Origin of the sequence: Paenibacillus nanchangensis (assembly GCF_046543445.1) — a bacterium.
Taxonomy (GTDB): domain Bacteria; phylum Bacillota; class Bacilli; order Paenibacillales; family Paenibacillaceae; genus Paenibacillus_AQ; species Paenibacillus_AQ nanchangensis.
Window position 1 is genome coordinate 24,226 of record NZ_JBHOFD010000006.1, and the last position, 18,823, is coordinate 43,048.

Here is an 18,823-nt window from a genome sequence, read left to right on the forward strand (position 1 = left end):
GCGTGAAATCACAAGGGGGGCTCAACGGCCGTGTTACGATCTACTTGAGAATGCTTCTCATTAAATAGAGCTATTCGAAACGAAAAAGCAAAGGAGAGGAACCGATGGACAAAGTGCTGAATCTGGACGAGACGGTATTCGAGCTGGCTGGCCGTTATCCGGAAGTAGTGGAAATCATGGTGGAGCTGGGCTTCCGCGATATCGCCAAACCGGGGATGCTGCAGACGGCCGGACGGTTCATGACTCTCGCCAAAGGAATCAAGCTGAAGAAAATGGACGCGGAGACGGTCAAAGAAGCTTTCCGGCTGCGCGGATTCACTATATTGGAGCGCACGGAGGGTGAGTAGACCCCTTGGATGTGCCAATCCCTATCCCGTAATAAGGGTTAGAATCACAAATATAGAGGAGGCATTTTGCCATGAGCGAACTGATCAACAACCGGGAGACTGAAGCGCCGAACCAAAGCGAACGGCAGCGGATGCTGAAAGAAATCATCAAGGAACTGCATGCCGGCAAAAGCGTCGAGGAAGTGAAGGCGCGGTTCGCCGAAGCGGTGGGCGATGTGACGGTGGCGGAAATCTCGGCAATGGAGCATGCACTGATGACGGAGGAGGGCATCCCGGTGTCGGAGGTGCAGCGGCTGTGCTCTGTGCATACGGCGATTTTTAAGGGATCGATTGAGGAAATTCACCGTCCGTCGAAGCCGGAAGAGCAGGCGGGCCACCCTGTGCATACGTTTAAGCTGGAGAACAGGGAGATCGAACGGCTAGTCAATTTCCGCCTGGAGCTGCATCATGAAAAATTTCAGCGCGAGGATACGGATGAACTGCGTTTTAAGCTGCTGGAGGATTTAAGCCTGCTGATGGACCTCGACAAGCACTACAGCCGCAAAGAAAATCTGCTGTTCCCCTATCTGGAGAAATATGGAATCTACGGGCCAACCAAAGTAATGTGGGGCGTGGATGACGGAATCCGGGCGATGGTGAAGGATGCGAAAGCGCTGCTGACCAACTACAGCGGTGACAAACAGGCCGTGGGCGAGGCGCTGCGCCAGGTGATTACTGAGGTCAATGAAATGATTTTTAAAGAGGAAAATATACTGCTGCCGATGGCCCTCGACAAACTGACCGAAGATGAGTGGCTGAAAATCGCTGCCGAAAGCGCCGAAATCGGCTACTGCCTGACCGCTCCCGAACGGGAATGGGTGCCGCAGCGGGCGCCGTTGCCGGGAACAGAAGCTGATACGGAAAATGAAGCCGGGGCTTTGGCAAGCGCCTCCACGCCTCAAGGTTATGTCCGCTTCGAGACGGGGGTTGTCTCCGTAGACCAGCTTGAGCTGATCATGAACCATCTTCCGGTGGACCTGACCTACATTGACGAAAACGATGTCGTGCGGTATTTCTCCCACGGCAAAGAGCGGATTTTTGCCCGGACCAAGGCGGTCATTGGACGCACGGTACAGAACTGCCATCCGCCGCAAAGCGTGCATGTCGTCGAGAAGCTGCTTGAAGACTTCAAAGCCGGACGCAAAGACGTGGAGGATTTCTGGATTCAGTTTAAGGACAAATTTGTGTACATTCGCTATTTTGCCATTCGAGATGAGCAGGGCGTGTACCGCGGGACGCTGGAATTTACTCAGAACATAGCGCCGATCCGTGCGTTGGAGGGACAGAAACGTATTTTGTCCGAGTAGCCGTTTCCCCCGAATTCATAGGATTGATATAGAGGAAAAAGAAGGCTGTCCGTGAGCCCCTTGACCGCGGCATCCAGTTTGTTTTGATGCTCCCTCCGAAAGGCGAATTCCGCCTGCGGCGGGAGTTTTTTTGTAGACAAACGCATAAATTGGGAAAACGGTTGCCCAAAACGAGCCGGGTGTGTCGCCTTTCCTTGACCGCAGGCAGGGCTTCCATTATAGTGGGAACGTAGGATTATCATTTTGCTAAGAAAAAGGTGGCTTGTTTACATGTCTGAGAATATCTACGTTGGCGTGGATTTGGGCGGAACCGCAATCAAGGTGGGCATCTGCAGCGCCGAAGGGCAGCTGCTGCATACGTACGAGGGACCTACGGAGACAGACAAAGGGACCGACGCCGTTATCAATAATATCGAGAAGTATGTGCGCCAGATTGTCGAGGACTCCCCTTATTCCTGGGACCAGTTGGCCGGAGTGGGTGCCGGGGTGGCCGGATTTACCAACATCCGCGAGGGCATTATCATTCTCGCGCCGAACATCGGTTTCCGCGATGTGCCGATCCGCGCCATTTTGGAGAGCCGACTGAACAAGCCCGTCAAAATAGACAACGACGCTAACGTCGCGGCGCTGGGGGAAGCCTGGAGCGGTGCGGGGCAAGGCGTGGATAACTGTGTATGCTACACGCTGGGAACCGGCGTTGGCGGCGGCATCATTATCAATGGGCGGATTTATCAAGGCTTCTCCGGTTTGGCTGGCGAGCTGGGTCATATTTCTGTTGTGCCGGATCTGGAAGCCATCCAGTGCGGCTGCGGCAAAATGGGCTGCCTTGAGACCGTTTCTTCCGCAACGGGCATCATCCGCATGGCTAAAGACGCGGTAGAGCGCGGGGACCGCACTTCGCTGGCCCATGTCGAGAAAATCGCCGCCAAGGAAGTTTTTGACGCGGCCAAAGAAGGGGACGAAGTGGCAGTACGGATCGTGAAGCGCGCCGCTTTCTACCTGGGCAAGTCGATGGCATCCGTAGCCGCGGTGCTGAATCCCGAGCTGTTTATCGTCGGCGGCGGCGTATCCAAAGCCGGCGCAATTTTGTTCGACGAAGTTCAGCGTGTTTACGAGAAGCTGACGCCTGAGCCGCTCCAGACGGGCGTGTCGATCATTCCCGCCAAGCTGGGCAACGACGCCGGCATCATCGGCGCCGCAGGCCTGCTGCTTCGTTCTTAGAAGAGTTAAGTCAAGATATACTATAACCGGGGGAGGAAAAGCTTATGCTTGAGACGGAGAATACTCCGGCCGGTGTCGCCACTTTGATTATTATCACGGGGATGTCGGGAGCAGGCAAGACGATAGCGGTACAGAGCCTGGAAGACCTCGGGTTTTTCTGCGTCGACAACCTGCCGCCTGTACTCATTCCCAAATTCGCCGAACTGATCGAGCAGTCCAAGGGCAAAATCGCCAAGGTTGCGCTGGTCATCGACCTGCGGGGCCGGGAGTTTTTCACCGCCCTGTCGGAATCGCTTAACTTTATTAAGGATCATTTCACCATCGGCTGTGAGATTTTGTTCCTAGATGCAACGGATTCCGTGCTTGTCCAGCGGTACAAGGAGAGCCGGCGGCGCCATCCGCTGGCGCCCAAAGGCATGCCGCTCGACGGCATCCGGCTGGAGCGGAAGATGCTGGAGGAGCTGAAGAATTCGGCCACTCAGGTAATTGATACGAGCACCATGAAGCCGGCCCAGCTCAAGGAGAAGATCGTCTCCCGGTTTTCCCATCTGGGCAAAAGCGCGCTGTCGGTCAACATTACCTCTTTTGGTTTCAAATACGGCATTCCGATTGATGCGGACCTCATTTTTGACGTGCGGTTCCTGCCTAATCCTCACTATGTGGATCATCTGCGGCCCAATACGGGACAGGATAGCGACGTATACGAATACGTAATGAAATGGCCCGAGACGCAGACCTTTTTGACCAAGCTGCTGGATATGCTGCACTTCCTGATTCCGCAGTACCGCAAAGAGGGCAAAGCGCAGATTATTATCGGGATCGGCTGTACCGGCGGCAAGCATCGTTCGGTGGCGATTGCGGAATATCTGGGCAAGATGTTGGGAGCCAGTGAGACAGAGACGGTAACGGTCAGCCATCGGGATTCCGATCGGGATCGGCACTAAGAGAGAAGGGGAGCCAGTGGCGGAACAAGAAACGAAGCGGCCGCGTATCGTAGTGATGGGCGGCGGAACGGGCTTGTCGGTGATGCTCCGGGGGCTTAAGGAGAAGCCGCTGGACATTACGGCAATCGTTACGGTTGCCGATGACGGCGGCAGCTCGGGCATTCTGCGCAGCGAGCTGCAGATGCCGCCTCCCGGGGATATCCGCAACGTGCTGACGGCGATGGCCAATGTGGAGCCGCTTATGGCCGAGATTATGAAATACCGGTTCAGCAGCGGCGAAGGCCTTGCGGGGCACAGCCTGGGCAATCTCATTTTGGCTGCACTTACGGATATCTCCGGCGATTTTGTAACCGGTGTCCGGGAGTTGAGCCGCTTGTTTGCCGTTCGGGGCCGGGTACTGCCGGCCGCCGGCGAAGCGGTGGTGCTGCGGGCGGAAATGGCCGACGGTAGCACCATCACCGGCGAATCGCGTATTCCGGAGGCGATGGGCGTAATCAAGCGGGTGTCGCTTGACCCGCCGGATGTGGAGCCGCTGCCGGAGGCGCTGGAGGCCATCCGGGAAGCGGACGCGATTCTGCTTGGGCCGGGCAGCCTGTATACGAGCATCCTGCCGAATCTGCTGGTGCCCAAGCTGGCCGAGGCGGTGGTGCAGTCCGAGGCGATCAAGATTTTTATCTGCAATGTAATGACTCAGCCGGGAGAAACGGACAATTATACGGTCAGCGACCATCTTCAGGCGGTTTATGACCATATCGGTCTGCATCTGTTCGATTACGTGATCGTGAACGACGGCGAAATTCCGCCGCAGGTGCAGGACAAATACGCCGAGAAAGGCGCTCGCCCCGTCCAGCTGGACTGGGACGCCCTGGAAGGCAACCGGTACAAAGTTATCGCCGATAAGTTGGTGCTGTTCCGGACATATTTAAGACATGATACCCAGAAGCTCAGCGGGCATATTTACCAGCTGGTGCAGGACTGGATCTCGAGAAAGCCCCGGGAATAACACGAAAGAGGTGAGAACCTTGTCTTTTGCGGCCTTGACCAAAAAAGAACTGACGATGGTCGAAAGCCAGCCTTGCTGCGAGAAAGCGGAGTTATCGGCATTGATCCGGATGAACGGTTCCGTGCAGCTTTCCAATAAAAAGGTGGTTTTGGACATTTCGACGGAGAATGCCGCGATTGCAAGGCGGGTATATTCTTTATTAAAGAAATATTACCAGGTCCATACCGAGCTTCTCGTGCGTAAAAAAATGCGTTTGAAGAAAAATAACGTCTATATCGTCCGGATTCCCGCCCGTGTGCAGGAAATTCTGAACGACCTGAAAATCGTCTCCGAAGGTTTCGTTTTTACCGATGGTATTGATGAAAGCATTGTCCGCAAGAACTGCTGTAAACGCGCGTATCTGCGCGGCGCTTTTATGGCGGGCGGGTCGGTTAACAACCCGGAAGGGTCTTCCTATCACCTGGAGATTGCGTCGATGTATGAAGAGCACTGTAAGGCACTGGTCGATTTGGCCGGCGAGTTCCATTTGAACGCCCGCTGTATCGAACGGAAAAAAGGGTTTATCCTCTACCTCAAGGAAGGGGAAAAAATCATTGAATTCCTGAATCTCATCGGGGCGCATCAGGCTTTGTTCAAATTTGAAGACGTGCGGATTATGCGCGACATGCGGAATTCCGTCAACCGGATCGTCAACTGCGAGACGGCGAATCTGAACAAGACGATTGGAGCCGCGGTGCGGCAGATCGAGAATATCAAGCTGCTGGAGAAGGAAGTAGGCCTTGAGAACCTGCCGGAGAAGCTGAGAGAGGTCGCCGAAATCCGGCTTGCCCATCCCGACATTAACCTGAAGGAAGTCGGCGAGATGCTCAAAGGTACGGTCAGCAAATCGGGCGTCAACCATCGGCTGCGCAAAATCGATGAGCTGGCGGAGAAGGTCCGAAACGGCTGAAATATTTTTTTTCTAGTGCGGATTCGGTTATAATGATATAATATGATAAAATTTATTGTGTAATTTTAGGGCAGATCTTAATTAGGGGGTAAGCGTTTCATGACAAAGCACCCGGTAGTCGTACGGTTGAAGACGGGGCTTCACGCTCGGCCGGCAGCACTGTTTGTGCAGGAGGCCAACAAGTTTTCGTCGGAAATCTTTGTGGAAAAAGACGATAAAAAAGTAAACGCGAAGAGCATCATGGGGATTATGAGTCTGGCGATCAGCTCGGGAACGGAGATCCACATTAGCGCGGACGGCGCCGATGCCGAGCAGGCTGTAACCGCTTTGACCAACCTTGTAAGCAAGGAAGAACTGGAGAACCAGTAAATTGCACGGCCCTAGTCTGCCGTATTGCCAAAAGCCCTTAACGGGCTTTTTTAAATAAGAACGGTAATGGAACCCCGCGGGTGAAGCGGGGTTTTTTGGCGTTGCTTGGATTCATCCCCGTTATTTTGTGCCATCCTAAAGAGGCCGGGACAAGCAAGAAAGGGCACGCAAGTAAGACGCGGAGGTCCAGGAGGAAAACTCGGCCAAAAAATCTTGAAATCCGGCTGGTGCCATGCAACCTTTTGAAAACCTTTCCGTCTAGAGGGTAACTAAGGAAACATCAAATGAAGGGGGATGGAAATGATGAAACAATGGGCAAAATCGGTAGGGATGGTACTGGTGGCAGGCAGCTTGGTGATGGGCGGGCTTTCACTCAGCGGCGGCGTACAGGGCCCGAGCAAAGCTTACGCGGCCGAGGACACGCTGCGCAACACCATTAGCGTGGTAGGCAAAGGCGAGGTATCCATCAAGCCGGATATCGTTTATCTGTCGATCGGGGTAACCAGCAATGCGGAAACGGCTAAAGAAGCGCAGAAGCAGAACGCGGCCAAAATCCAGAAGCTGACCACACTCCTTAAAGGAACGTGGGGCATTGCGGACAAAGATATCCAGACCGGCCAGTTCTATGTACAGCCTAACTATACCTACACTGAAAAGGACGGACAGCAGGTAAAAGGCTATATCGCCAATCATACGCTTGAGGTGGCTTACCGGGATATGAATAAAGTGGGCGCGCTGCTTGACGCGGCGGCGGACGCTGGAGCAAACAATGTAGGCAATGCCCGGTTTTCGGTAGAGGATCCGACGGCATTTGAATCCCAAGCCATTGACAAGGCGATGGCTAGCGCGGACGCCAAGGCGGCGGCCATTGCCAAAGCGGCCAAACGCAGCGTAGGTGCAGTGATCAACATTGCGCAGAATGAAAGCGGATCGGTCCCGGTGTTTTATGAGCAGGCGAACATGTTGAAGTCTACGGCCGACAGCGCAGCTGGTACAGCAATTGAGACGGGTGAAGTCAAAGTTACGGCCCAGCTAAGTGTAATGTATGAAATGAAATAAGCGGCATTTTGCTGCAGTTCAGTGGAGCGGCTTCCCGGTTTTGAACGGGTTCCGCTCTATTTTGTTTTTGTTGAACAATAAGGAAAAATGTTCCATGCCGTTACAACTTGTTTAAAAGAGTGACATATCCATTGGGCAAAGCCTAAGAAACTGTAAAGGTTGTTGTAACAAAGCGTTACTCCCGGTTTTATATAATAGAATGCGTTGAGAGAAACAGCAGCCTATTACACAGGGAGCAATCAGACAGGAGGATGGGATAATGAATAAAACGGAGTGGAAACGTCAGGCGGGTAAATGGGGAGCGGGTCTGCTGGCGGCAGGACTTCTACTGGGCGGAGGAGTGCTTCCGGCCGGTGAGACTTCAGCAGCTGCGGCGAAAACGAAGGTTCAGAGCGGCGCAAGCGCCAAAGCGGTCTTAAAAGCAAACGGAGCCGTGTCCGCCCATACAGGACTTTATCGTGAAGGGCGGGTTTGGGTTCCGGTAGCGTTTATCCGGGATTCGCTGAAAAAGCCGGTCAGCTACGACAAAAAAGAAAAAGCTTATCTCATCGGCAGCGGTTCGTCCAAGGTGAAGGTAACCGACATGTCCTATGGAATCTCCGTCTCGGTCAACAACGTCTATCTGCCGGGCTATGACGGCAAAATGGTCGACAACCGGCTGTATCTGCCTCTCGAGGTGCTGACCGATTACCTTGGCTATAAAGGGGATTGGAGTGCTTCTACAGGCAGTCTGAACGTGGTGGTTAAACCGCAGAACAAGCTTTCCGTCACTACCGTAAGTTATAACGATGAGAGTGCCGCGGCTTCGATTAAGCTGGATTACCCGCAGATCAGCGGTTTATCCAATGCCGCTGCGCAGAACAAGATCAATGCCGTGCTTAAAAACACGATGACTTCTTCGCTGAAAGGCATCCGTGAGGACCTGTCGAAGCGGTCGGCTGAGGATCGCCAATACCTGTACGAAAACGGCTATTTGGTTACCTACAATCAGGACGGCGTGCTGAGTCTGATTGTGAACCATTACATTGATATGGGCGGCGCTCATGGGATGACGTACCGGGATGCCTTCAACTTTTCGCTCAAGGACGGCAAGCAGCTGCTGCTCGGCGATCTGTTCGGCGGCAACAAGAATTACAAGAAACAGCTGAATGCGGCGATCGCCAAGGAGCTGAAGACTGGCGACTGGGGTTACTTGGGCGGCTTCAATGGGCTTACCACAGAGAAGTCATATTACTTGAAAGACGGCAAAGCGGTGGTCTTCTTCCAATTGTATGATTATACGCCTTATGCTGCAGGATTCCCTGAATTCGACTTTACTTTTAAAGAGCTGCTCCCCGATGGAAGCAGCCCGTTCGCGAAGCTGAAGTAAGGGGATGGATTGAGGCAAGTTGGACGTAAGAAGCAAGGTAGATAATAGAAGCAGTTAGACGAAAAAAAGCAAGTTAGTTGAATAGAAGCAGTTAGATGAATAGAAGCAGTTAGACGAATAGAGGAAGGTTTCCGCCGTGCCGCATGCGTTTCGATCCTCATACCGTGAAGTAAGTGAAAAAACGGTAGAGAAGGAGGCGCGGAGGAATGACGTACCGGTACTGCGCAATCGGCGACTCCCTGACAACAGGCTTCGGTACGCTGGCCGGCGGCGGATTCGTTCCGCTGTACCGCAGAGCGGCCGAAAGCCGGCTGCACACGGGAGTGGCCGCGGTGAACCTGGGGATCAACGGATTGGACTCGGCGGAGCTTGCAGACAAAGTATCGCGCGATCCCCTGTTTCGGCGTTCGCTGCGGGGAGCGCAGCTGATTACGGTCAGCATCGGCGGGAACGATTTGATCCGTGCGGCCCGCAGAAGAGCTGCTGCGAGAGAAATGGAGCGGACGCTGGAGGCGTGCAAGCGGAACTGCGCTAGTGTTCTGAACGATCTGTACAGGCTGAAGGCACAGACGGGGGAACCCTATATTATCCGTATGGTCGGACTGTATAACCCTTACCCGCAGTGGGAGGAAGCGGCGGTCTGGGTGCGGCGTTACAACCGTTATGCCGCAGGACTGTCGAACGGGATCTTCAGCTTTGCGGACATTTATGACCCATTCGCCCGTTACGGACGGAGGCTGTTGTCCTTGGACGGAGTACACCCAAACCGTGAAGGGTACCGGGTGATCGCAGACCGGCTGGACGCGCTTGGGTACGGAGTTTTGGGATGGGGGACGCCATCCAGGAGATGATACCTGTTTACACAGGTGTCATCTTTTTTTGTTTTGCGAACACCTAATAAAACAGAGGTTTTAAATTTCGTTTTTTAGGAAAGCCACTCTTTGCTCTAGATCGTAATCCCCAAACTTGACATCAAAAAAAAGATACCCCTTCACTGGGCACCACATGTGGATGTGCCCGTGAGGGGTATCTGTCTGTATTTGGATTAATTTGTGCTTGGCGCAGGACTTACACGCCGCTCGGCAGCGTCTTTTCGATCACGCGGTCGATGATGCCATATTCGGCTGCATCGGCAGCGCTCATGAAGTAGTCGCGGTCGGTGTCTTTCTCGATCCGTTCCAGCGGCTGTCCAGTCCGTTCAGCCAGGATGCGGTTCAGCTTGTCGCGCAGCTTCAGGATCCGGCGGGCGCGGATCTCGATGTCCGTCGCTTGTCCCTGAGCGCCGCCCAGCGGCTGGTGAATCATGATTTCACTGTTCGGCAGCGCGTAGCGTTTGCCTTTGGCGCCTGCGTTCAGCAGGAACGCGCCCATCGATGCGGCCAGACCGACACAGATGGTGCTGACATCCGGCTTGATGTACTGCATGGTGTCGAAAATGGCCATGCCTGCAGTAATCGAGCCGCCAGGGCTGTTTATATAGAGATGAATGTCCTTTTCCGGATCCTCGGCGGTCAGGAACAGCATTTGGGCAATGATGGAATTGGCTACCACGTCATTAACCTCCGTTCCGAGGAAAATGATGCGGTCTTTCAGCAGCCGGGAGTAGATGTCGTATGCACGCTCACCACGGTTGCTCTGTTCGACGACCATTGGAATGTAACTCACGTGGAAAACCTCCTTAAATATAGGGTGCTGTCGCTTGGTACTTCAATACTGTTACCGTATTAACCACATGATAAACAATATCAAACAAAAAGTCAAAGAAAGTCAAACTTATCGCAAAAAAAAGAGCCGATCACCGGCACTTTGGTTAAACAATACTATAGAGGCTGTAAAAAACAAGCCTTAGTTACAAAATATGGCGCGCCCGCGAGGAATTGAACCTCGATCTCAGGCTTCGGAGGCCTGCGTCATATCCATTGGACCACGGGCGCAACAAAAGTTATTATAACGCACGTTTGCCGGAAAAGCAAGCATCATTTCAATATTGCCGGTAAGCTGCGGGCGCAGCGAAGGGCTGTGTCATTTTCTATGGTTAATAGGAGAGCGGGACGCCAATGGATCCCACCTATTTAATGCGCCTCCGGGATAGAGGTTAAAGCACTGCAAAGACCCTGAAGTGCATAAGAAGGTAGGCGGATGTCAATTCTACTTTCGGAGACTTGCATCCAAGGAGGAATTTGGTTAGAATATGAGTGGGACTTAAAAAGTTAACCCGGGACGTTTTAAGACCATGGAGAAGGAGTAGAGAAAGACGAAGTTGCAGGAGTGAAAGCATGCGCAATTTATTGGAAATACAAAAGCAGCTTCTGCCTGATCTCATGGAAACCCTAAAGAGACGGTACACGATACTTCACCAGATCATGCTGTCCGACATTATCGGACGCAGGACGCTCGCCGCATCGCTGGATATGACCGAGCGGGTGCTGCGCGCCGAAACCGATCTTTTGAAATCGCAGGGGCTGATCGAGATCGAGAACGTCGGCATGAGAATCAGTGACGCGGGACGCAGACTATTGGATATGCTCGAACCCGTCGCGAAAAGCCTTTTCGGTCTGGACGACCTGGAGGAGAAGATTCGGGTGACTTACGGTCTGCAGAAGGTAATCATTGTACCCGGCGATTGTGAATCGTCCCCGTTCGCCAAACGCGAGCTTGGACGCGCGGGCGCCAGAGCACTGCTCAGCGTACTGCGTTCGGACGATACGGTCGCTGTTACCGGCGGCACTACCTTGGCGGAGATGGCCGACCAGCTGTCGGCGCCGCTGTCCGTGTCCTACAACAACGCCTGGTTTGTACCGGCGCGCGGAGGCCTCGGAGAAAGCGTTGAAATCCAGGCCAACACGATCGCGTCCACCATGGCGAAGCGGGTAGGCGCGAATTACCGGCTGTTGCACGTTCCCGACCTGCTTGGCGAGGACGCGTACCAGTCGCTTGCACAGGACCCCAACATTCAGGAAGTTGTCCAGATTATCCGTTCTTCGCGGATCATCGTCCATGGCATCGGAGACGCCATCGAGATGACGCGCCGCCGGAAGCTGGATGCGGCCACGGTTGCCGAGATTCAAGGCGAAGGGGCGCTGGCCGAATCGTTCGGGTATTATTTTGACGAGCAGGGTCAAGTAGTCCATACGATGCTCACCATGGGGCTGCGGCTGGAGGATATTCTCCGGACGGAAGTCGTAATCGGCATCGCGGGCGGCAAACGCAAGGCCAAAGCGATTCATGCAATGCTGCGGTTCGGGCAGGAGAATATTCTTGTAACGGACGAAGCGGCTGCCGTGGAAATCGGCAAACGAATCGACGAGGAAGCACAAATCGCCTTATAGCCCTTACTCAAGTTATACTGTTTAGTTAAGCGGCACCTGCATCATACTTAATTCGTTGTCTTGACGGGCTTCACGGCCTGTCTTGAATAAATAAAATGAAATTTAGGAGGAACTTTTCAATGACAGTAAAAGTAGGTATTAACGGTTTTGGACGTATCGGACGCCTTGCTTTCCGCCGTATTCAAAACGTCGAAGGTATCGAAGTAGTAGCGATCAATGACCTGACCGATGCCAAAATGCTGGCTCATCTGTTGAAATATGATACAACGCAAGGAAGATTCGATGGCGATGTGGAAGTTCACGACGGCTTCTTCAAAGTAAACGGCAAAGAAGTAAAGGTTATGGCTAACCGTAACCCTGAAGAGCTGCCTTGGGGCGACCTCGGCGTTGACATCGTTCTGGAGTGCACAGGCTTCTTCACAACTAAAGAAAAAGCCGAGCTTCACCTGAAAGGCGGCGCTAAGAAGGTTGTAATCTCCGCTCCGGCTACAGGCGACATGAAAACTGTTGTTTACAACGTAAACCATGACATTCTGGACGGCAGCGAAACAGTAATCTCCGGCGCATCCTGCACAACGAACTGCCTGGCTCCTATGGCTAAAGTTCTGAACGACAAGTTCGGTGTTGTAGAAGGCCTGATGACTACGATCCACGCTTACACTGGCGACCAAAACACGCTGGATGCTCCGCATGCGAAAGGTGACTTCCGCCGTGCCCGCGCAGCTGCAGCGAACATCGTTCCGAACACAACTGGCGCAGCCAAAGCAATCGGTCTGGTTATTCCGGAACTGAAAGGCAAACTCGACGGTGCCGCTCAGCGCGTACCGGTACCGACAGGCTCCCTGACTGAGCTGGTAACAGTTCTGAACAAAACCGTAACGGTTGATGAAATCAATGCAGCTATGAAAGAAGCTTCCGATCCGGAAACTTACGGCTACACTGAGGACGAAATCGTATCCTCCGACATCATCGGCATGACTTACGGCTCCCTGTTCGACGCTACCCAAACAAAAGTTATGACGGTTGGCGACAAACAGCTCGTTAAGACTGTTGCATGGTATGACAACGAAATGTCCTACACGGCACAACTCGTGCGCACGCTGGAGCACTTCGCCAAACTGGCTAAGTAATTCCGGTTCTTTATAAGACCATCCATAGAGCGGAAACAGCATCCCACTTGTTTCCGCTCTTTTACGAATTGCGGCCGGTCTTTGCCGGCAAGTGTACGATCTGTTCCGACTAAGAACTTATTTGGGTGGAGGAATTGCACATGAACAAAAAAAGTGTCCGTGATGTGGAAGTAACAGGCAAACGCGTCTTTGTACGCGTTGATTTTAACGTACCGCTGGAAGACGGCAAAATCACCGACGATACCCGGATCCGTGAAACGCTGCCGACCATCAAATACCTGATCGAAAATGGCGCAAAAATCATTCTGGCGAGCCACCTGGGCCGTCCGAAAGGTCAATTCGTTGATTCCATGCGTTTGACTCCGGCTGCGGATCGTCTGTCCGAGCTGCTGGGCAAACCGGTAGCAAAAGCCGACGAGGCGGTTGGCGATGCAGTAAAAGCCAAGATCGCCGAGCTGAACAACGGCGATGTGCTTGTTCTTGAGAACGTCCGTTTCTATCCGGGCGAAGAGAAAAACGATCCGGAACTGGCAAAGCAGTTCGCTGAGCTGGCCGATCTGTTTGTAAATGACGCATTTGGCGCCGCTCACCGTGCCCATGCTTCGACAGAAGGTATCGCGCACCACCTGCCGGCCGTATCCGGCCTGCTGATGGAGAAAGAACTGTCGGTTCTTGGCAAAGCGCTGTCCAATCCGGAGCGTCCTTTTACCGCCATTATCGGCGGCTCTAAGGTTAAAGACAAAATCGACGTAATCGACAACCTGCTGAATCTGGCCGACAACGTGCTGATCGGCGGCGGTCTGTCCTATACGTTTGCCAAAGCGCAAGGAAATGAAATCGGCAAGTCGCTTGTTGACGACGAGAAGATCGACGTGGCGCTTGGCTTCATCGAAAAAGCGAAGAAGCTTGGCAAAAACTTCCTTCTGCCTGTTGACGTAGTGGTTGCCGACAAATTCGGCGCTGATGCAAACACTAAAGTTGTAGACGTAACGGATATTCCTGCAGACTGGGAAGGTCTTGATATCGGACCAAAAACCCGTGAAATGTATGCTGACGTCATCAAGAACTCGAAGCTGGTTGTGTGGAACGGACCGATGGGCGTATTCGAAATCGACATCTTTGCCGAAGGCACCATTGCTGTTGCCAAAGCCTGCGCCGAAACGCAAGGCTACACCATTATCGGCGGCGGAGACTCCGCGGCTGCAGCTGAGAAATTCCATCTGGCTGACCAAATGGATCACATCTCCACCGGCGGCGGCGCGTCGCTCGAGTTCATGGAAGGCAAGGCGCTTCCTGGCGTAGTGGCACTGAACGACAAGTAAGACGAAGAGGGAGGCTACCTTGGCTATGAGAACACCGATTATCGCCGGTAACTGGAAAATGTTCAAAACCGTTCCGGAGGCCGAGAGCTTTATTAGCGAAGTAAAAGGCAAAGCCGAAGTGGAAGGCGTAGAGACCGTAATCTGTGCGCCGTTCACGAACCTGCCTGCGCTGCTTGCCGCAGCCAAAGGCACTAACATCAAGATTGGCGCACAGAACCTGCACTTTGAGGACAATGGCGCTTTCACCGGGGAAATCAGCGGCGTTATGCTGAAAGACCTTGGCGTAGAATACGTAATCATCGGACACTCCGAACGCCGCGCGTATTTCGGGGAAACCGACGAGATCGTTAACAAAAAAATGCACGCTGCTTTCCGCCACGGCATCACGCCGATCGTCTGCGTAGGCGAGAAGCTGGAAGAACGCGAAGCAGGACAAACCAAAGACGTGTGCAAGGTGCAGACCGAAGGCGCGTTCCAAGGACTGAGCGCAGAGCAGGCTGCCAAGACGGTTATCGCTTACGAGCCGATCTGGGCTATTGGAACTGGCAAATCCTCCACGGCTCAGGATGCAAATGAAGTAATCGCTTATATCCGCAGCCTGGTGGCCGATCTGTACGATCAAGCTACGGCTGACGCAATCCGCATTCAGTACGGCGGCAGCGTGAAGCCGGAGAACGTGACCGAATACATGGGCCAAAGCGACATCGACGGCGCTCTGGTCGGCGGCGCAAGCCTGCAGCCCGCTTCCTTCGTGCAGTTGGTTGAGGGGGCGAAGTAAGGATGTCCGCACCAAGACCTGTAGCTTTGATCATTATGGACGGGTTCGGCCTCCGGAATACGGCGGAAGGTAACGCGGTTGCGCAAGCCAACAAGCCGAATTACGACCGTTATTTGAAACAATACCCGAATACAACGCTTACCGCTTGCGGCGAAGCGGTCGGGCTTCCTGAAGGACAGATGGGCAACTCCGAAGTTGGCCATCTGAACATCGGCGCCGGACGTATCGTGTATCAGGACCTTACCCGCATCGACAAGTCGATCCGTGATGGGGAGTTTTATGACAATGAGACGCTGGTAGAGGCAGTCAGAACCGCCAAAACGTCCGGCAAAAAACTGCATTTGTACGCGCTTGTCTCCGACGGCGGCGTGCACAGCCATATCAATCACTTGTTCGCTATGCTGGACCTGGCCAAAAAGGAAGGCATGAACGACGTGTTCATCCATGCCTTTATGGACGGCCGCGACGTGCCGCCGGATAGCGGACAGAAGTTCGTGCAGTCGCTCGTAGCGAAGATCGAGGAAATTGGCGTAGGACAAATCGCCACCGTTTCCGGCCGTTACTTCGCGATGGACCGCGACAAGCGTTGGGACCGGGTGGAGAAAGCTTACCGCGCAATGGTTTACGGCGAAGGCCCGAAATTCACGAGTGCGCTGGAAGCCATCACCGCATCGTACCAGAACTCCGTATATGACGAGTTCGTGGAACCTTGTGTCATCGTTGATGCGCAAGGCAAGCCTACCGCTACGGTAGAGAGCGGCGATTCCGTCGTGTTCCTGAACTTCCGGCCGGACCGCGCCATTCAGCTGTCCCAGGTGTTCACGAACGAGGATTTCCGCGGCTTCGACCGGGGCCCGCTGTTCCCGCAGAACCTGCATTTTGTCTGCCTGACGCTGTTCAGCGAGACGGTGGAAGGCTTTGTCGCCTATAAACCGAAGAACCTGGACAACACGTTTGGTGAAGTGCTTGTTCAACAGAACAAGAAACAGCTGCGTATTGCCGAGACCGAAAAATATCCTCACGTAACTTTTTTCTTCAGCGGCGGCCGCGATGTGGAGCTGCCTGGAGAAACCCGGATTCTCATCAATTCGCCGAAGGTCGCAACTTATGACATGAAGCCTGAGATGAGCGCTTATGAGGTAGCCGCAGCTTGTGTGGCCGAAATTGAGGCCGACAAGCATGACGCGATTATCCTGAACTTCGCAAATCCGGACATGGTTGGACACTCCGGCATGCTGGAGCCAACAATCAAAGCGGTTGAAGTAACCGATGAATGCGTAGGCAAAGTAGTTGATGCCGTCAAAGCAAAAGGTGGCGTAGCCATCATTATCGCTGACCACGGCAACGCGGATATGGTGTTTGATGAAGAAGGCCGTCCGTTTACTGCGCATACGACAAACCCGGTTCCGTTTATCCTGACGGACGAAAACGTTGTTCTCCGGGATCACGGCATTCTGGCCGACGTCGCTCCGACGCTGCTTGACCTGATGGGTCTGCCGCAGCCGCCGGAAATGACCGGACAATCGATGATCGCAAGCCGTAAGTAAAAAGATCAAATTCGTACAAAAAGGAGATTAAATTACATGACCATTATTTCCGACGTATACGCACGCGAAGTCCTCGACTCCCGCGGTAACCCGACTGTAGAAGTAGACGTATATCTGGAGTCCGGCGCAAAAGGCCGCGCTATCGTTCCTTCCGGCGCTTCCACTGGCGCGCACGAAGCTGTTGAGCTGCGTGATGGCGACAAGTCCCGCTACCTCGGCAAAGGCGTTCTGAACGCAGTGAAGAACGTTAACGAGATCATCGCTCCTGAAGTGATCGGCATGGACGCTCTGGATCAACTGGGCATCGACAAGCTGATGATCGCTCTGGACGGTACACCGAACAAAGGCAAACTGGGCGCTAACGCCATCCTGGCTGTATCCATGGCCGTAGCCCGCGCTGCAGCTTCCGCTCTGGATGTGCCGCTGTACGTATACCTTGGCGGATTCAACGCAAAGCAGCTTCCGGTTCCGATGATGAACATCGTAAACGGCGGCGCGCATGCTGACAACAACGTGGACGTGCAAGAATTCATGGTTCTGCCTGTAGGCGCTCCTAGCTTCAAAGAAGCTCTGCGTACCGGCGCTGAAATCTTCCACCACCTGAAATCGGTTCTGAAATCCAAAGGCCTGAACACGGCTGTAGGCGACGAAGGCGGTTTCGCACCGAACTTCACTTCCAACGAAGACGCATTGTCCTCGATCATGGAAGCTATCGAAAAAGCCGGATACAAACCGGGCGTTGACGTATTCCTGGGTATGGACGTTGCTTCCACCGAGTTCTTCAAGGATGGCAAATACCACCTGGAAGGCGAAGGCAAATCCTTTACCCCTGCTGAGTTCGTAGACCTGCTGGCTTCCTGGGTAGACAAATACCCGATCATCACAATCGAAGACGGCTGCTCCGAAGACGACTGGGAAGGCTGGAAGCTGCTCACCGAGAAACTGGGTAACAAAATCCAGCTGGTTGGCGACGACCTGTTCGTAACGAACACCGAACGTCTGGCTAAAGGTATCGAAGACGGCATCGGTAACTCCATCCTGATCAAAGTAAACCAAATCGGTACGCTGACAGAAACCTTTGACGCGATCGAAATGGCAAAACGTGCAGGATACACTGCGGTTGTCTCTCACCGTTCCGGCGAATCCGAAGACAGCACTATCGCCGACATCGCTGTGGCAACCAACGCCGGCCAAATCAAAACGGGCGCACCTTCCCGTACAGACCGTATCGCCAAGTACAACCAATTGCTCCGCATCGAGGACGAACTGGGCGAACTGGCTCAATACAACGGCCTGAAATCCTTCTACAACCTGAAAAGATAAGCAGCGCTTATCCTGAATCAGGCGTTATAAAGCCCGCCGCAAGGCAGGCACAAAAGCCCCCGCGTCCTGGACGCGGGGCTTTTTTTCGCTTTAGAACGATGCCTACTGCACAACCAAAGCTTGCTTGCAGCCTTTTTTTTAAAACGGTGTTTCCGAGAGAACGGTGAAAGGGAGTAAATGCAGGGGAATAGTTGTTTTCCATTCTTCGGTATGGTACAATAAAAACGCTGTTTATGAATCGGTACCCATTGTTTTTGCATAGATAGTAAGATGCTCAGATTTAGGAGGTGGAATTGTATGGATATTTTCTTGAAAGTGCTGCTCTTGATTTTCTCCATCGGTCTGATTACGGTGGTTCTGCTGCAAAAAGGAAAAAGTGCGGGACTTGCCGGTGCCATCTCCGGCGGTGCGGAGCATCTGTTCGGCAAGACAAAGGCACGCGGTATGGAGCTGGTGCTCCAGCGTGTAACGGTAGCTCTGGCCAGCGGTTTCTTCATCATGGCTATTCTGGTTGCCGTCTTCGTGGACTAACCTTGATATGACGATCACAAACCTTCGCTTACTCCGGATGGATGGGCGGAGGTTTTTTTGTGGGATTTAGCTGTGGAAAAACCTGGAGGATGCAGCCATGCAAAGATGCTGGTGACCTGCAGGGCGCACGTAGGAGCAGTGAGCCCCGTGAATATGGCAGCAGAGCGTGCGTAGGAGTAAGGGGATTGGCGAAGGCAGCAGAGCGTGCGTTGGAACTAGGATAATGGTGAAGACGGCGGGCCGATTAACGGATGTA

The 18,823-nt window shown here is 53.5% G+C and carries 18 protein-coding genes and 1 tRNA gene; 17 read left to right on the top strand and 2 right to left on the bottom strand.

From position 1 onward, the window contains the following. Positions 1-104 precede the first annotated feature (104 nt). The 10 genes from ACE6ED_RS05910 (at position 105) to ACE6ED_RS05955 (ending at position 9,458) form a co-directional block, all read left to right on the top strand. Complete coding sequence (locus ACE6ED_RS05910) at positions 105-347, top strand: DUF1858 domain-containing protein (protein WP_410826177.1); 243 nt, start codon at positions 105-107, stop codon at positions 345-347. 71 nt (positions 348-418) lie between these two features. Then, positions 419-1,693 (top strand): DUF438 domain-containing protein, encoded by a 1,275-nt coding sequence (locus tag ACE6ED_RS05915; protein ID WP_410826178.1) that lies wholly within the window; start codon positions 419-421, stop codon positions 1,691-1,693. Between the two features lie 270 nt (positions 1,694-1,963). Beyond that, positions 1,964-2,914: an ROK family glucokinase gene (locus tag ACE6ED_RS05920; protein ID WP_410826179.1), complete on the top strand. Its 951-nt coding sequence runs from the start codon at positions 1,964-1,966 to the stop codon at positions 2,912-2,914. A 44-nt stretch (positions 2,915-2,958) separates the two neighbouring features. Next, complete coding sequence (rapZ, locus tag ACE6ED_RS05925; RefSeq protein WP_410826180.1) at positions 2,959-3,858, top strand: RNase adapter RapZ; 900 nt, start codon at positions 2,959-2,961, stop codon at positions 3,856-3,858. A 55-nt stretch (positions 3,859-3,913) separates the two neighbouring features. Then, positions 3,914-4,861 carry a gluconeogenesis factor YvcK family protein gene (locus ACE6ED_RS05930; RefSeq protein WP_410826331.1) on the top strand — a complete coding sequence of 316 codons (948 nt, stop codon included), beginning with the start codon at positions 3,914-3,916 and terminating at the stop codon, positions 4,859-4,861. Between the two features lie 19 nt (positions 4,862-4,880). Beyond that, on the top strand, positions 4,881-5,810 hold the full coding sequence (whiA, locus tag ACE6ED_RS05935) for a DNA-binding protein WhiA (RefSeq protein ID WP_410826181.1): 930 nt from the start codon (positions 4,881-4,883) through the stop codon (positions 5,808-5,810). A 99-nt stretch (positions 5,811-5,909) separates the two neighbouring features. Continuing rightward, positions 5,910-6,179: an HPr family phosphocarrier protein gene (locus tag ACE6ED_RS05940; RefSeq protein WP_410826182.1), complete on the top strand. Its 270-nt coding sequence runs from the start codon at positions 5,910-5,912 to the stop codon at positions 6,177-6,179. A 300-nt stretch (positions 6,180-6,479) separates the two neighbouring features. Then, complete coding sequence (locus ACE6ED_RS05945; protein WP_410826183.1) at positions 6,480-7,238, top strand: SIMPL domain-containing protein; 759 nt, start codon at positions 6,480-6,482, stop codon at positions 7,236-7,238. Positions 7,239-7,497: 259 nt separating this feature from the next. After that, positions 7,498-8,607: a PdaC/SigV domain-containing protein gene (locus tag ACE6ED_RS05950; RefSeq protein ID WP_410826184.1), complete on the top strand. Its 1,110-nt coding sequence runs from the start codon at positions 7,498-7,500 to the stop codon at positions 8,605-8,607. Positions 8,608-8,813: 206 nt separating this feature from the next. After that, positions 8,814-9,458 carry an SGNH/GDSL hydrolase family protein gene (locus ACE6ED_RS05955; protein ID WP_410826185.1) on the top strand — a complete coding sequence of 215 codons (645 nt, stop codon included), beginning with the start codon at positions 8,814-8,816 and terminating at the stop codon, positions 9,456-9,458. 217 nt (positions 9,459-9,675) lie between these two features. Here the strand turns inward: ACE6ED_RS05955 and clpP are convergent, their stop codons facing one another. Both clpP and ACE6ED_RS05965 read right to left on the bottom strand, forming a co-directional pair. After that, complete coding sequence (clpP, locus tag ACE6ED_RS05960) at positions 9,676-10,272, bottom strand: ATP-dependent Clp endopeptidase proteolytic subunit ClpP (protein WP_410826186.1); 597 nt, start codon at positions 10,270-10,272, stop codon at positions 9,676-9,678. A 194-nt stretch (positions 10,273-10,466) separates the two neighbouring features. Then, positions 10,467-10,541, bottom strand: a tRNA-Arg gene (locus ACE6ED_RS05965). A 342-nt stretch (positions 10,542-10,883) separates the two neighbouring features. Between ACE6ED_RS05965 and ACE6ED_RS05970 the strand changes: the two genes are divergently transcribed. From ACE6ED_RS05970 to secG, 7 genes are all read left to right on the top strand, one after another. Beyond that, positions 10,884-11,936: a sugar-binding transcriptional regulator gene (locus ACE6ED_RS05970; protein ID WP_410826187.1), complete on the top strand. Its 1,053-nt coding sequence runs from the start codon at positions 10,884-10,886 to the stop codon at positions 11,934-11,936. Between the two features lie 119 nt (positions 11,937-12,055). After that, positions 12,056-13,066 carry a type I glyceraldehyde-3-phosphate dehydrogenase gene (gene gap, locus ACE6ED_RS05975; protein WP_410826188.1) on the top strand — a complete coding sequence of 337 codons (1,011 nt, stop codon included), beginning with the start codon at positions 12,056-12,058 and terminating at the stop codon, positions 13,064-13,066. 140 nt (positions 13,067-13,206) lie between these two features. Next, entirely contained in the window at positions 13,207-14,388 is a 1,182-nt protein-coding gene (locus ACE6ED_RS05980) for a phosphoglycerate kinase (protein WP_410826189.1), read from the top strand. A 25-nt stretch (positions 14,389-14,413) separates the two neighbouring features. Then, the gene (tpiA, locus tag ACE6ED_RS05985; RefSeq protein ID WP_410826190.1) at positions 14,414-15,166 is read left to right on the top strand and encodes a triose-phosphate isomerase; all 753 of its coding nucleotides are present in this window, start codon (positions 14,414-14,416) and stop codon (positions 15,164-15,166) included. Positions 15,167-15,168: 2 nt separating this feature from the next. Beyond that, positions 15,169-16,713, top strand: a complete 1,545-nt coding sequence (gene gpmI / locus ACE6ED_RS05990; RefSeq protein ID WP_410826191.1) for a 2,3-bisphosphoglycerate-independent phosphoglycerate mutase — start codon at positions 15,169-15,171, stop codon at positions 16,711-16,713. A gap of 36 nt (positions 16,714-16,749) precedes the next feature. Next, entirely contained in the window at positions 16,750-18,036 is a 1,287-nt protein-coding gene (gene eno, locus ACE6ED_RS05995; protein WP_410826192.1) for a phosphopyruvate hydratase, read from the top strand. Positions 18,037-18,333: 297 nt separating this feature from the next. Beyond that, complete coding sequence (secG, locus tag ACE6ED_RS06000; protein WP_410826193.1) at positions 18,334-18,567, top strand: preprotein translocase subunit SecG; 234 nt, start codon at positions 18,334-18,336, stop codon at positions 18,565-18,567. Positions 18,568-18,823: the final 256 nt, after the last annotated feature.